The 14,739-nt window shown below is 42.0% G+C and carries 15 protein-coding genes and 1 tRNA gene; 13 read left to right on the top strand and 3 right to left on the bottom strand.

Annotated features, from left to right (window positions below; all coding sequences use genetic code 11):
* Positions 1-123: 123 nt before the first annotated feature.
* Positions 124-1,275: an aminotransferase class V-fold PLP-dependent enzyme gene (locus OCV58_RS10655; RefSeq protein ID WP_087478180.1), complete on the bottom strand. Its 1,152-nt coding sequence runs from the start codon at positions 1,273-1,275 to the stop codon at positions 124-126.
* 245 nt (positions 1,276-1,520) lie between these two features.
* On the opposite strand from OCV58_RS10655, the gene yedE reads away from it, so the two are divergent.
* From yedE to selD, 4 genes are all read left to right on the top strand, one after another.
* Positions 1,521-2,594 carry a YedE family putative selenium transporter gene (gene yedE / locus OCV58_RS10650; protein ID WP_087478179.1) on the top strand — a complete coding sequence of 358 codons (1,074 nt, stop codon included), beginning with the start codon at positions 1,521-1,523 and terminating at the stop codon, positions 2,592-2,594.
* 7 nt (positions 2,595-2,601) lie between these two features.
* A complete protein-coding gene (locus tag OCV58_RS10645; protein ID WP_204246365.1) occupies positions 2,602-2,805 on the top strand; it encodes a sulfurtransferase TusA family protein in 204 nt (67 codons plus the stop codon).
* A 10-nt stretch (positions 2,806-2,815) separates the two neighbouring features.
* Positions 2,816-3,061, top strand: coding sequence for a putative Se/S carrier protein (locus tag OCV58_RS10640; RefSeq protein ID WP_087478177.1), 246 nt, complete (start codon positions 2,816-2,818; stop codon positions 3,059-3,061).
* Positions 3,062-3,132: 71 nt separating this feature from the next.
* On the top strand, positions 3,133-4,113 hold the full coding sequence (gene selD / locus OCV58_RS10635) for a selenide, water dikinase SelD (RefSeq protein WP_394802424.1): 981 nt from the start codon (positions 3,133-3,135) through the stop codon (positions 4,111-4,113).
* A gap of 67 nt (positions 4,114-4,180) precedes the next feature.
* Here the strand turns inward: selD and OCV58_RS10630 are convergent.
* Positions 4,181-4,277: transfer RNA gene (locus OCV58_RS10630), tRNA-Sec, on the bottom strand.
* 104 nt (positions 4,278-4,381) lie between these two features.
* Complete coding sequence (locus OCV58_RS10625) at positions 4,382-5,860, bottom strand: hypothetical protein (RefSeq protein ID WP_154877825.1); 1,479 nt, start codon at positions 5,858-5,860, stop codon at positions 4,382-4,384.
* A gap of 192 nt (positions 5,861-6,052) precedes the next feature.
* Between OCV58_RS10625 and prdC the strand changes: the two genes are divergently transcribed.
* The 9 genes from prdC (at position 6,053) to selB (ending at position 14,725) form a co-directional block, all read left to right on the top strand.
* Positions 6,053-7,342, top strand: coding sequence for a proline reductase-associated electron transfer protein PrdC (gene prdC / locus OCV58_RS10620; RefSeq protein ID WP_267312905.1), 1,290 nt, complete (start codon positions 6,053-6,055; stop codon positions 7,340-7,342).
* A 46-nt stretch (positions 7,343-7,388) separates the two neighbouring features.
* Positions 7,389-9,296 (top strand): D-proline reductase (dithiol) proprotein PrdA, encoded by a 1,908-nt coding sequence (gene prdA, locus OCV58_RS10615; protein ID WP_154877824.1) that lies wholly within the window; start codon positions 7,389-7,391, stop codon positions 9,294-9,296.
* 27 nt (positions 9,297-9,323) lie between these two features.
* Positions 9,324-9,611, top strand: a complete 288-nt coding sequence (locus OCV58_RS10610) for a CBO2463/CBO2479 domain-containing protein (protein WP_087478172.1) — start codon at positions 9,324-9,326, stop codon at positions 9,609-9,611.
* Between the two features lie 22 nt (positions 9,612-9,633).
* Positions 9,634-10,359, top strand: a complete 726-nt coding sequence (prdB, locus tag OCV58_RS10605; protein ID WP_255376419.1) for a D-proline reductase (dithiol) protein PrdB — start codon at positions 9,634-9,636, stop codon at positions 10,357-10,359.
* 43 nt (positions 10,360-10,402) lie between these two features.
* Positions 10,403-11,140 carry a proline reductase cluster protein PrdD gene (gene prdD / locus OCV58_RS10600; protein WP_087478170.1) on the top strand — a complete coding sequence of 246 codons (738 nt, stop codon included), beginning with the start codon at positions 10,403-10,405 and terminating at the stop codon, positions 11,138-11,140.
* A 14-nt stretch (positions 11,141-11,154) separates the two neighbouring features.
* Positions 11,155-11,649: a glycine/sarcosine/betaine reductase component B subunit gene (locus OCV58_RS10595; RefSeq protein WP_087478169.1), complete on the top strand. Its 495-nt coding sequence runs from the start codon at positions 11,155-11,157 to the stop codon at positions 11,647-11,649.
* Positions 11,646-12,524, top strand: coding sequence for a sulfite exporter TauE/SafE family protein (locus OCV58_RS10590; protein ID WP_204246363.1), 879 nt, complete (start codon positions 11,646-11,648; stop codon positions 12,522-12,524). Before OCV58_RS10595 ends, OCV58_RS10590 begins: the two co-directional genes overlap by 4 nt.
* The gene (locus OCV58_RS10585; RefSeq protein WP_267312904.1) at positions 12,521-12,670 is read left to right on the top strand and encodes a hypothetical protein; all 150 of its coding nucleotides are present in this window, start codon (positions 12,521-12,523) and stop codon (positions 12,668-12,670) included. The genes OCV58_RS10590 and OCV58_RS10585 overlap by 4 nt, the downstream gene beginning before the upstream one ends.
* Before the next feature lie 93 nt (positions 12,671-12,763).
* Positions 12,764-14,725 (top strand): selenocysteine-specific translation elongation factor, encoded by a 1,962-nt coding sequence (gene selB / locus OCV58_RS10580; RefSeq protein WP_154877823.1) that lies wholly within the window; start codon positions 12,764-12,766, stop codon positions 14,723-14,725.
* Positions 14,726-14,739 lie beyond the last annotated feature (14 nt).

The raw sequence follows: 14,739 nt of genomic DNA, 5'->3' as shown, positions 1-14,739 counted from the left end.
TGCAGAACTAAATCGCCGTCCCCGAAAATGTTTAGGATACAAAACGCCATACGAAGTACATTACTCTAAAAAGTTGCACTTAGCTTGACAATTCGCCATATAAAAAATAATTTGTACGATGGTTTATTTGCTGATGCGACGCAGTGCTTCAAGTGCTGCGTCTATTTCTGTTAGCGTATTATAGTGACTAAAGGAAAATCGAATTGTTCCATTGGGATATGTTCCTAAGGTCTTGTGTGCTACTGGAGCGCAGTGTAGGCCTACGCGGGTTAAGATACCGTATTCAGATTCTAACTGGAATGCAACCTCGGCGTTGTCTTTTTTCGTCGACGTAATAGATACGACGGCTGTACGGTTTGTACAGTCTGATTTACCTGTGACGTGCAGTGTATCGGATAATGTGGATAAACCTTTCAAGAAGTGACTTGTCAGGTCTAGCTCTTTTTTATATATCGTCGCAGTTCCTTTTTCTTTCAAGTAACGTAGTGCGGCGTGAAGACCAATAATTCCAGGTAGATTTAATGTTCCGGCTTCAAACTTATCAGGAAGAAATTCCGGCATTGTTTCTAAATGAGACACGCTGCCAGTTCCTCCACAAATTAAAGGAAGCATGGTATCGGCAATTGGTGTTTTTACGAGAAATCCACCAATTCCTTGCGGTCCAAGAAGACCTTTGTGGCCGGTAAAACATAGTACATCGATGTTCATCTCGTCCATATTGATGGGCAGGACCCCGGCAGTTTGCGCGCTATCGACGATGAACAATAATTCGTATTGACGACATATTTCTCCTACTTTCTTTAGCGGCATAATGGTTCCACAGACATTAGATGCATGCGTCATAATAATAGCGCGAGTATTAGGTTGAATCAACTTATGTATTTCTTCTGTACACAATTCTCCATCAACAGAACAAGGGATAAGGTTAAACTTTATATTCTCACGTTGCAATTGAACGAGCGGCCGAACGACAGCGTTATGTTCCATAGAAGATATTAGAACATGGTCCCCTGGTTTAAGTAATCCTTTGATGACCATATTTAAACTCATTGTTACGTTTTGCGTAAAAATGACATTTTTATATTCTGAAAAATGAAATAATTCACATAACCATTTGCGTGTAGTGTATACAATTTCTTCAATGTCATAGGCTGGCGCATAAGAACCGCGATTGATATTGACTCCGCAGTTTGAAATAAACTCAGCTATCGAAGCAGGAACTGAAGGTGGTTTGGGGAAGGTGGTACAAGCATTGTCCAGATATATTTGTTTCATTAATATAAACCTCCTCGATACATATATATTACAAACAATGTATCATTATATAATCAGCAAGGTCAATGAAATATAAAATAATTTCAAATTAATGCCAATTACGTCAATAAAATGAAGAAATTTTTCAATGGCTTCAAATCTTGCTGTAATTCTGTTTGGTATTTAAGAGTCGATAAATATACGATATAATTTAGCTGAAAACTCACGTGAGATAAATATATCGATTTTAAGGAGGAATATTTTGCATGAACGAATCTTGTGAAAAGTTAAATATTGTGTTAGCTGGACTTGTTATAGGCGGAATTGCGGGAGGGCTTGTGCTGGCGGGAAATCCGGCAAATATGGGCTTTTGTATTGCCTGCTTTATTAGAGATATTGTTGGCGGATTAGGGCTGCATAGAGCCTCTGCCGTTCAATATATCCGGCCTGAGATTATAGGCGTTTTGTTGGGCGCTTTTGGAGTATCTTTTATTCGCCATGAGCATGCCGCCAAGGGCGGTTCATCTCCCTTAACTCGATTTATATTAGGTTTTTTTGTTATGATTGGCTGTCTCATGTTTTTAGGATGTCCTTTTCGCATGATATTACGCTTGGCTGGCGGTGACTGGAACGCCTTGTTTGGTTTGTTTGGATTTGCGACGGGAATCGGTGTAGGAGTATATTTTTTGAATCACGGATATTCTTTGAAACGGACATACAGTTTAACTCCGTTAGAAGGCATGATAATGCCAGTGACGCAGCTTGTATTATTGGGACTTCTTTTTGCAGCACCCATTGTTATTTTCTTCACAAAGTCTGGAGGCGGTCCAGGCGCCCAACATGCGCCTGTATGGATATCTTTAGCGGCAGGAATGATCGTAGGAGCGTTAGCACAGAAGACGCGATTGTGTATGGTTGGAGGTATTCGGGATATAATTTTATTCCGTGAATGGAAATTGTTGTTAGGCTTTTTGGCGGTATTTGTTTCAGCATGTATTGTTAATATCTTTTTTGGTAATTTTAATCCCGGCTTTTCAGGTCAGCCAATAGCTCATACCGATGGATTATGGAATTTTCTAGGTATGTTGTTGGTCGGTTTTGGGTGTGTGCTTTTAGGCGGATGCCCGCTGCGTCAATTGATCTTAGCGGGCGAAGGAAATACCGATTCGGCAATTACCGTATTAGGATTGGCTTGCGGCGCTGCATTTGCTCATAATTTTTCCATGGCCTCATCAGGAGCCGGCCCTACTTTGAATGGAAAAATAGGGGTTATCGTAGGGATTGTCATAGTTTTTATTATTGCAATTTTTAATACATATTACGTACAGAGAGGAAAGTGATGTGACGATGATAGATGCAAGGGGATTTTCTTGTCCTGAGCCTGTAATTATGTTGCGAAAAGCTATGATAGAGAAAGGGCCTTCATATGAGATCATAGTAGATAATCGGACATCCTTGGAAAACATAAGCCGCTTTGCATCGCACCAAGGATATACCGTGGAATACTATCAGGAAAACGGAGATTACGTTATCCATCTTACTAAAGAGTAGGAGCGACTTTATGTATTACATTGCTACATTTTATTCACATTTTGGAGCGATTCGTTTTAAAAAAGAGTCGGCCAACATTAATTCCCCTCAATTAATGCCTGTGCCGCGCCGCCTTAGTTCATCATGCGGCACTTGCGTTCGGTTTTCCGTTTCGGGAGAATTTTCTTTTTCCGATATAATAGTAGACGATGAACTCGAGCAGATTGTGCGTGAAACTGCGAATGGATATGAACGTATATATCAATCTAAAGTTTAAGGAGAGGTGAAAGTATGACGGATATTATTGCATTAACGAACATGGCTTCTTGCTCAGGGTGAGGCGCAAAAATAGGCGCTGGGGAACTGGCGCAGCTGTTGGAAGGTATTCCGACACGATATGATGAACGTCTCATTGTTGGATATGATAAAAGCGATGATGCCTCAGTATATGTTGTAAACGATGAACTTGCTTTGGTGCAGACCGTTGACTTTTTTCCACCTATTGTAGATGATCCGTTTTTGTTTGGACAAATTGCGGCAGCAAATGCTCTTAGCGATGTGTACGCTATGGGTGCGATGCCCAAACTTGCTATGAATATCATGTGCATTAATTCGGAAATGAGTAAGGATGCCGTGCGCGCTATTTTACAAGGTGGCTATGATAAGGCGTATGAAGCGGGCGTTCTGATCACTGGAGGACATACGATAGAAGACAAAGAACCGAAATACGGTTTATCTGTTACAGGGTTTGTGCATCCGAAGAAACTTTTACGTAACTCTTCTTCGTATGAAGGCGATGTTCTGCTTTTGACAAAGCCGTTGGGGGTTGGAATTCTCATGACGGCGGCGAAAGGCGGACTATTGGATAAAATGCTGCTGCATAACTTATATGAACAGATGGCTCAGCTGAATAAGACGGCTTGTCAAATTATGTTGTCATATGATATTCATAGTTGTACTGATGTAACTGGATTTGGACTATTAGGGCATGCATATGAGATGGCCCGAGGTAGCGAGACAACGATACATATTCTGGCGGAGGAGGTACCGTATTATCGGGAAGCGCATGATATGGCTTCTATGGGGTTTGTACCTGCTGGGGCATACCGCAATCGAGCTTTTGCTGAAAAACATGTCAGGATTGTTGGCAATATAGATGTCCCAACAATGGATATTTTTTATGATCCTCAGACGTCAGGAGGACTCCTGATTGCCGTTGCTGAAAAGGATGCGGAAAAATTGTATCAATCGTTAACGCAGCACTTGCCTTGCGTTAGATATATTGGCTACGTTACGAAAAAAGATGATGCGGCAATTATTGTGGAGTAATAGTAATACGTACATGAAAAAACAACGGCCCGGAAAAAACGTTTGCTTTTTCCGGGCCGTTGTTTTTTGGCGAGAAGGTGTGGGAATCGAACCCACCTAAGGAGTTGTTAACTTCTCATGCTAGTTTTGAAGACTAGAGGGAACACCAGAACCCATCCCTTCCCAGGACGCTTTTAGTATATCATGCGAAAAATATGCTGCCAAGTGACAGACGTTTTCCAAAAATATTCAAATAAGATTCAAGTTTTAGCTGTATAAATGAGGGTTCCTAGTGGTAGATAGCAGTGTCGGAGAGTCGGGATGAGGATAAATTTAATATTTTATCAATAAACGGCTTATATAATTCGTATTTTTGCGTTAGCTCATCTCTGTTATATTCATGATATTGTGGAGTTTGTGTCAACTGTTGGAAGAAATTTAAAAATAATTGATTAAGATGCGAATCGTCGATCATATAAAATGTATTCTGTCCGACTGGAATAACACGGGAATTTTTCTTGAAAAAACTAGTTTTGTAATTTGAATAGAAGGATAAATTGCCTTTTTCGCTGTGAATAGTGTTCGGCGATGAGGTGAGGATGCCAATGGAAATAGACGTATTTCTTTCAAGCTGCTTTAAAACGTATTGGATGTGAGCATAGCGTTCAGAGGCGCTTAAACGATATTGAAATTCTGTTAAGTCAATATAACCGGTTTCTAAATATTCCATAAGCGAAGAGAATGGAAGCACGATATGCAGTTGGGATGTATTGACGATTTCATTCCAAGTGGTTCGGAGTTGTTCAATAATAAATTTTTCTTCTGTAGGTAGTTGTTTTTGCAGATTGTCAAATACTTCTTGCGGCAATAAATATTCCATGCCATTTGTCAGGAAAAAGAAAAAAGTTTTCGTAGAATAAAAAGACATCCGATATCCGGGATCAAATTGCCAAAAGGTTTTTACACTGTGAAGCAAAGACGCTTGCTTTAATTTTTCGATAGCGCATTTTTCATATACAGATTGAAGAATTGCGGCGTTTTCAATACAGGTGCAGAGTATATCTTTATTTGGAAGAAATGTATACTGAAGCATAAATTTATTTTTGTAAAGGATAAAATTATTGCTTTGGGTGCTTTCTATCGGAAATATAGTGACATCCCAGGAAATATATTTATTGAGGATAGTATATAACTGGCCAAGATAATTTGGTGTTTCGGCGATACGATGTAAGTTCAGGCCAATGTATACATTTAGCGGCATGTCAAGAGAAATATCTTGCAGTCCAGACCAAAAATCTACGTCGCAGAGCATACAAAAATCGTTATAAAAAATTAATTCTTGTGGTTCCGAGATAGAAATGTCTTTTTGATTTAATAAATTACATAATAATTGTCCCATATTTTGTCCGGACGTCATGAGGACTGTATGGGGCATTGATTCAATGAGCGGTGTTGATTTTTGAATAGAATTACGGTAAGCGGCGTTCAAATGTTGACTGATTTCGAATGCCAAATCGTCTGAATTGCGCAGAGCAAATCTGGAACAGAATTCTGATTCCCTATGATGTTCTATAATCAATTTTGCAAAGTAGCGCCCCATTTTAGTATTGATTTCATCAATAGAACGTGAAGAAGGCAACTTAACGCCGTTCGTCCATTTGCTGATATATGATATGTCGTATTCAACATATTTGGCAAGTTGCGTTGAAGGAGTTTCCGTAAAGTGCAGCAAGGCTTTTAGCGTTGCTGCGTACGATAATAGTTCCATATAGTTTCTCCTCCTAAATAATTTTGATGACAATAAGATATACTTTAATCATTATTCTATCATTTTGAAACAAAAAGGAAAGAGGAATTATTGTTTGAATATACATATTCAAATAATTGTCAAGTTTTGCTGTAGTTTTCAAGACTCTTTTGCATCATAATGAAGGCACAGTCCAAGAGAGGAGGTGAAAAAATGAACAAAGTTGTATTGCCATTAAAACAACATGTAGGAGGGGCATGCTTACCTTTAGTAAAGGTAGGCGACAGCGTAGAACGGGGACAACTTATTGCGAAACCGTCCGGGTTGGGAGCGAATCTCCATGCCAGTTATTCTGGAATAATTACTGAAGTGACGGAAACGCAGATTGTCATTCATCCCGCAGAGAAACAGGATTTTTCAACGTATGTACCCATTCCTGAATGTGCTGAAAAACTGGAAGCAATCGAAGCAGCCGGTGTTGTAGGTGCTGGCGGCGCTGGATTTCCGACGGCGGTGAAGCTGAAAACTAAAATTCCAGAAGGTGTATTTATTGCAAACGCAGCTGAATGCGAACCGCTGTTGGCGCATAATATTTACCAGATAGAGCATCATGCGGAACAGCTCGTTCGCGGCATTAAATATTGTATGGAAATAACGGGAGCGCCCAAGGGATACATTGCAATTAAACCAAAACATAAAAAAGCGGTCTTAGCGCTTATCAAAGCGACGAAAGCTGAGCCTAACATTGACATATTCCGGCTGCCGGATATGTATCCAGCAGGAGATGAACGCGTTATTGTTCGGGAAGTATTAGGTATTGTTTTGGAGCCGGGACAACTTCCGGGAACCGTAGGTGCGTGCATTGATAACGTGGAAACTATAAAGCATATCGTAGAGGCGATAGAGCTGCGTAAACCGGTTATCGATAAGGATTTAACCATCTCGGGACGCGTGAAGCAGAAAGAGTCGGTTTTCGTAAATGTACCGATCGGTACTCCAGCAAATGAATTATTGCAGCGGGCTGGCGGATATGTGGAACCTCGCGGCGAAATTGTCGTCGGCGGACCGCAGATGGGCCGTCCGGGAACGGAAGACACGCCGGTAACGAAAACGACGGGCGGTTTCTTAGTAGCGATGCCTTTCCCACAGGAAAAACGGGATGTCGGTATTTTGATTTGCGAATGCGGCGGATCGGAAGAACGACTGACGCAAATTGCTGAAAGTATGGGTGCAACCGTAGTTGCCAAAGAAATGTGCAAGCGCATGGTTGAAGTCAATGGACGATACAGGTGTGGCTTGCCGGGCGTGTGCCCGGGGCAGGCAGAAAAGGTCATTGCGCTCAAGAAAGCGGGAGCGCAGGTGGTACTAGTCGGGACTTGCTCGGAATGAACAAACACCGTTATGGGTGTAGCTCCTAGGTTAGGAGTTCCGGTTTATCATCATACAGACCACGTACTGCGGGCCGATGGTCATAGGCTGTATCGAAAACTTCCTACTAAATAGCTTGTCATTAGTTGGTTAATGTATCAAATGATTAGGAGGAAAGAATATGTCGATTACAGCTGAAACGGCGAAAGAACACGCTAAAGACCCTGCAGTATTATGCTGCCGTGCCGAAGCTGGCACAGTATTACAAGCTTCCAATCTGGAAGATCCTAATATTTTCCCCGATTTGGAAGATTCTGGATTGCTTGCGATTCCAGATAACGTTTTGAAAATTGAACAAGTTTTAGGGGCAACTCTGACAAAAACAGTTGATTCTCTCGTGCCTTTGACACCTGACTTGGTAAAAGGCGTGCAGACTACAGAAGATTCTGATCTGGCAAAAGCGCCTGCTCCAGTTGTAGAAAACATTGCAGCAGAAGCTGTTTCCGGAGCAGCAGTTAACAACGTACCAATGGTAACTGCTAACGGTACGGTAAGAATTCACATTACCGAAGGCAAGGGCATTGATTTAGAGTTTCCTATCGGTGTAGGCGGCATAGGAACAGCCGCTGCTGTTGAACCCAGTGTTGCAGTAGCGCCTGTATCCGCCGGGGAAGAAGCGCAAACGCCGGTAGACAAAGTACCGGTAAAAGAAGAAACCGTTAAAGTTCGGGAGCTTCGTCATGATCACTTGAAGATTGAAACGGTTGTATTCGGGGATGAAACGAAAATCGAAGGCACAACGCTGACGATACGTAAAAACGGCATTTGCGAAGAAGCTGCCGATTCCCAGGAATTAGTAGAAAAACTTGAACTGGATATCATCACGCCAGATCGTTATGGTGAATACAGCAATACGATTATGGATGTACAGCCGATTGCTGCGAAAATGGAAGGTGAAATCGGCGAAGGCGTTACTCGTGTCCTCGACGGCGTCATTTTTATGGTAACGGGTACCGATCATAACGGCGTACAAATTGGCGAATTTGGTTCCAGCGAAGGTGAAATGGATCGCAATATCATGTGGGGGCGGCCTGGCTCTCCGGATAAAGGCGAAATCTTTATCCGGACGAATGTTACAATTGCAGCGCATTCCAACATGGAACGTCCGGGACCTCTGGCAGCACACCGTGCTTCTGATTATATTTGTGAAGAAATTCGTAAGGCTATTAAAAAAGCTGATGAATCGCTTGTCGTCGAAAAAGAAGAAATCGTTCAGTATCGTCATCCAGGCAAGCCTAAGGTCGTTATTGTTAAAGAAATCATGGGTCAAGGCGCCATGCATGATAACTTGATCCTGCCGGCAGAACCGGTAGGCACGCTCGGAGCAAAACCGAACGTCGACCTTGGAAATATGCCAGTAATGCTGAATCCGCTCGAACTTGTCGACGGCGCTATTCATGCACTTACATGCATTGGGCCGGCCTCGAAAGAAATGTCCCGTCATTACTGGCGCGAACCCCTCGTGCATGAAGCGATGCAGGATGAAGAAATCGACTTAGTTGGCGTAATGCTCGTCGGTTCGCCGCAGGCCAATTCCGATAAGTTCTATGTTTCCAGCCGTGTAGGACAGACAGTAGAATGTTTGGGCGTAGATGGAGCAATTGTTACGACAGAAGGTTTTGGCAACAATCACGTTGACTTTGCGTCGCATATTGAACAGATTGGCAAACGTGGCGTAAAAGTTGTCGGCGCATCGTATTGCGCAGTACAAGGCGCTCTTGTTGTAGGCAACAAATACATGGGGGCCATGTGCGATAATAATAAGTCAAAACAGGGTATTGAGAACGAAATTTTAGGAAATAATACCTTGTGCCGTGAAGATGCCATTCGCCAGTTGGCTATGCTCAAGACCCTGATGGGTGGCGGAACAATTAAAGCTGCGGAACGAAAATGGAATCCGAACGTAAAACAGAATAACATCGAAATTATTGAAAATACGCTGGGTATCAAGATTGATTTGGTAGATAATGAACAAGTACTGCCGAAGAGTAAGAAGCGTTTGGAAAAATATGAACCGGAAGACGAATAGAGATGCGTAGGAAAGGAGATGAGGATCATGGGAACTGAACATGAGTTGAAATATACGTCGAGCGAATGCATGTATGAAGGCGTTATTGTGGAAGTTCACGACGGCAGCGTTGCTATTGACTTGAAAGGACGCTTAGGACAACTCAGAATTCCTAAACGGATGATCATTTCCAATTACGATCTCAAAGTAGGGCAGGAAGTCGGTTTTCTTATGTCCTATCCGGAGGTTTTCGATGAAGAACCAGTACCGCATTACGTTCAATCGATTGAACGGCAAAAGCGGTTGCGTGAAGAACGAAAAAAATCACAAACTTAATCATGAGAGGAGAATCAGCCTTATGAGTTTAACTGTATTCGAAGGCTTGCAATCTGAGATTTATGTGCCTATTACGCCTAAATCCATTTTCACGCCTGTCACAAAACCCTTAAAAGAAATGCGAATTGCCTTGGCATCGGCTTGCGGCGCGCATTTGAAATCGGATAAACGCTTTAATCTTGCAGGTGACACATCTTTTCGTGTTATTCCTGATGAGACTCCGACGTCGGATTTAATGATTTCTCATGGCGGCTATGATAACTCTGACGCTAACAAAGACATTAACTGTATGTTTCCCTTGGATCGCCTTCACGATTTGGTTAAAGAAGGCTTTATTAAGGAAACTGCTCCATATCATTACGGTTTTATGGGCGGCGGCGGCGATCAGACTGCATTCCACGATATTACTGGCCCGGAAATTGCAAGACAGTTAAAAGCAGAAGACGTTGACGGCGTCATTCTGACTGCTGGGTGAGGCACGTGTCATAGAACTGCCGTGATCGTGCAGAGAGCTATTGAAGAAATTGGTATTCCTACTATTATTATCGCCGCATTGCCGCCGGTCGTAAGACAGAACGGCGCGCCTCGTGCAGTTGCTCCCCGTGTTCCTATGGGGGCAAACGCTGGAGAACCGCATAACATTCCAATGCAGCTGGGGATTGTACGTGATACGCTGCAACAGCTGGAAGATATTCAGACGCCGGGCAAGATTGTTCCGTTGCCGTATGAATATATTGCGCATATTTAATTGGTAGTCAAATTGCGTAAGCAACTGAAAAGCAGGTGGAAAAATGCGGGGTGAAGCGTTAAAAATACGGGTTTTTCATATGCAAGAAGTACGAGCTGGGAAAAACTTCCGTTTGGAGAATGAAAGATTAAGCGTTCCAACAGAATTTGCATATGATTTCCCGGACATTGAACAGCTGAGCATACGAATTTTACCGCCGCGGTGCCGGGATGTCCAAACAAATACGATTATGGATGTTATTCCCATATCGACCAAAGTATTGGGTACAATTGGCAGAGGCATCACGCATACTCTTACGGGAGTATGCGTGGTCCTATGCGGCGCGATTCGTGATGGAGAGCAAATGCATGAGTTTGGTTCTAGCGAAGGCATTTTAAATGAAACCATGAAGTGGAACCAGGCTGGCACACCTAAATATGATGATTACGTTATTTTGTTGGATATGTTGGCTAAAAAGGGCTGCAATTTAACAAGAACTCTTTGTTTAGATATGTTTGCTCTAGCTGATTTATACATTCAGCAAATCCGAAATCAGCTTAAAACCTTAAATGGAAAAGACGCTGTAGAAACTTACGTGTATAAAGAAGAATCCCATCCAGGAAAACTGCGGATTGCATTAGTAAAGCAAGTTGCAGGACAAGGGGCAATGTACGATACCTTGTGTTTCCCAAAAGAACCGAGTGGTTTTGAGGGCGGTATCTCTATCATTGATATAAATAATATGCCTGTGCTATTGACGCCAAACGAATATCGGGACGGCGCGTTGCGGGCTATGGTATAAGGAGGGATTTTCGTATGGGTATTGGTCCTTCCACAAAAGAAACGTCCAAGCATTATTTTGAAGACCCCTTGGTTAAGGTATTTGCTGCAGATCCTGAATGTGATTTTTGCGGTATCATTATTGTCGGAACGCCGCAAGATAATTATATGAAGCATTTGGTTGGTCAACGCGTTGCTGCATGGTTAGATGCGATGAATTGCGATGGTGCTGTTGTATCGGCCGATGGATGGGGCAATTCTGATGTAGATTTCATGAATACGATGGAACAGATTGGTCAGAAAAATATTAGCGTCGTAGGATTAAAGTTTATTGGCAAACAAGCTAATTTTGTTGTTTCGAATGAATATACACGTCAAGTCTTAGATATTAATAAGTCCATTGAAGGAATTGAGACAGAAATCGTAGGTGAAAATGCTGTCAATACCATCGATGCGGTAAAAGCCCTTGCTGCTATTAAGTTAGTTATACGCAAGAATAAACGTGACTTGGTAGGAGGCGAGGCGCGATGATAGTTACATTATTGCTGGGTTTATTAGGTGTTTTACTCATATATTTTTTATTTTTCTATATTCGAGATTTGTATACCCATCGGCATGATTTAGGATATGGTAGTTGGCCAATTAATTTAGGCATTGGTTTTATCGTAGACTTTTTTGATGTCTTTGGAATTGGTAGTTTTGCGACATCGACGATGCTGCTCAACGTAACCAAACAATTGAAACAAGATCGTCATTTACCGGGAATTTTGAATATTTCATTTACAGTTCCGGTAATGATGGAAGCCTATATTTTTATAAACAACGTTGAAGTGGAGCCCGTTACCTTATTCTCTTTAATTTTTGCAGCCATTTTTGGTGCAGCCGTAGGCGGAAGATTTGTACCGAAACTTCCTGAACGAAAAGTGCAAACCTATTTGGGTTTTGCTTTGTTAGTAACTGCAGTATTGATGATCGGAAAACAAACGGGAATCGTGGATTTTTTGGGAAGCGGCAATACTGCTGTGGGTCTTGATGGCGGTAAGTTGATTCTGGCGATTATATTAAACTGCATTTTTGGAGCGCTCATGACTTTAGGTTGTGGACTCTATGCTCCGTGTATGGTAATGGTATTTATGCTGGGGTTAGACCCTATTATTGCTTTTCCTGTCATGATGGGGTCGGCTGCGGCGTTAATGCCTGTAGCTGGCAAAGAGTTTATTGTTGCTGGAGATTATGCAAGGAAAATAAGCCTCTGCTTTACATTAGCAGGTATTGTTGGCGTATTGGTAGCGGCAAATCTTGTTATCAATATGGATTTAAAACTATTAACATGGATTATTATTGTTGTCGTAATTTATACTGGCATATCTTATGTGCGTAAAGGATTGAAGCAGCCTAGTGTATGAAAGATGAGCATGCGCTGGCAAATCAAAAATTAAGCTTTTGGTTTGAAAAAGTAATCCTATTTATTTTTGAGTATTTGAAAGACGATAGTGCTTACTTGGAAGATTCAGGTAAGCACTGTTGTTTTGCACTATTCGCAATCTCTTAATTTCATATTGCATGATAGAGCAGGTATTCTCTGGATAAAGGATGTTGCAATTTTTTAAGAAGAATCATAATCTTGGCATGTGGAGGCATAGTGATGACAAATCTAGTAATAGCGACAGCTGGTCATGTCGATCATGGAAAATCTACCTTGATTAAAGCTTTAACTGGTATTGAAACAGATACGACAAAAGAAGAAAAGATGCGGGGCTTGTCGATTAATTTGGGATTTGCTTATCTGGATTTGCCTAACGGCCAGCGTGTCGGCATTGTCGACGTTCCTGGACATGAACGGTTTATCAAGAATATGGTTGCCGGTCTACCTGGTATTAGCCTTGTTTTGTTGGTCATTGATGCTGGAGAAGGCGTTATGCCGCAGACTAAAGAGCATATTGATATATTGACTCTCTTGGGGATACAGGACTTTTTCCTTGTTTTGACCAAGGTTGATACCGTTGATGACGAAATGAAAGCGTTAGTAATCGCCGATATTCGAGAACAACTGGCGAATACTCCGTTAGCTGATGCGGAGCTGATTGAAACAGATGCGGTCAGTGGTAAGGGTTTGGATTTGTTGAAAAAAAAGATTCAAGACTGGGCGGAAACTCGTCCCGAACAAGCAAAAAAAGGGGACGCACGGCTTAATGTAGACAGGGTATTCAGCATAAAGGGATTTGGTACCGTCGTAACGGGGACGTTGTTGGACGGGTCAGTACGCATTGGTGATGAACTAACCGTATATCCCGGTGGAAAGAAAACGCGAATTCGTAATATACAGGTTCATGAGCAAAATGTTGTGCAGGCAGACGCGCCGCACCGTACGGCGTTGAACTTGGCTAACGTCAGCGTAGAAGAAATTCATCGCGGTGATGTCCTATCTAAAGTTCCGTTTCTTCAGCCGACATGGATGATAGATGCGAAAATACAGTGTCTTCGCAGTGCTCCGACTGCAATGGAGCTGTGGGATAGAGTACGTCTTTTAGTTGGGACACGAGAAATCATGGCTCGTATTGTTCCTCTCGGTGTCGACCAGATTGAACCTGGATGTGATGGATTTATGCAATTGCGCTTGGAAGAAGCAATTGTAATAAAAGAAGGAGATCGGTTTATTTTACGGACGTATTCGCCCATTTTTACAATTGGCGGCGGCGAGGTTCTGGATGCAGCACCTAAAAAACACAGACGGTTTAAAGAAGATGTATTGGAAAGTCTAAAAATTAAAGAAGAAGGAAATTTGGAAGATATTGTTGCCGATTTTCTACGCAATTCCTGTGATGTATTTACTCCTGCTAGTAAGATTGCTGCGTATTTAGGCTTGGCAGAGGAACATATTCAGGCTATTGTCCAGCATTTACGCCAGGAAAAAATTATTGAGGAAACGGCGCTTGGTTATATACATAGTGAAGTATATAAGAAGATGCGTGGTCAGACTTTACAGTTTTTGCTATCGTATCATCAAAGATATCCGTTGCGCAAAGGTATGGCCATTGAAGAACTTAGGTCTCGTATGAGAAATTTACTGCATATAAATCCGAAATACCGAGATATCCAAACGGAAGATTCTCGTTCTCGCATGCGGAAGTTATTATCGGACAGAGTTATTTCCCTATTCTTGCAACTCATGATAGAACATCAGTATTGCCGGCTGGAAGGCAGCTATGTTGCGGCAGCAAAATTTTATGTTGTTTTTTCCGAAATACAGTTGGCCGTGAAGAAATCTATAGAGACAACACTGGAGAAATCTGGATTCACTCCGTTGAAAGTGGAAGATCTTTCTTCTTTGGCGAAAGATGCCGATGCGGTTCTTGAAGCGCTTCGCGGTGATTCTGTTATTTTTTTAACGCCAGAATACGTTATCGCTAAGTCTGTATATGATCAAGCTGTAAAAAAAATTATCGATTACATCGGCGAATACGGTAAGATGACGCTTGGTGATTTTCGGGATATAACAAAGTCTAGCCGTAAGTCGTCTATGCTTATTTTAGAATATGCTGATGCTGGAGAAGTAACGAAACGAGTAGAAAATTATCGCGTTTTAGGGAAAAAAGGCGTGAAATAAAACTAGCTACACGG

This window comes from Megasphaera stantonii, from assembly GCF_025567065.1.
In the GTDB taxonomy this organism is placed as follows: Bacteria; Bacillota; Negativicutes; order Veillonellales; family Megasphaeraceae; genus Megasphaera; species Megasphaera stantonii.
Note: the sequence above shows the minus strand (reverse complement) of the source record. Positions and strands in the feature narration are given on the sequence as shown.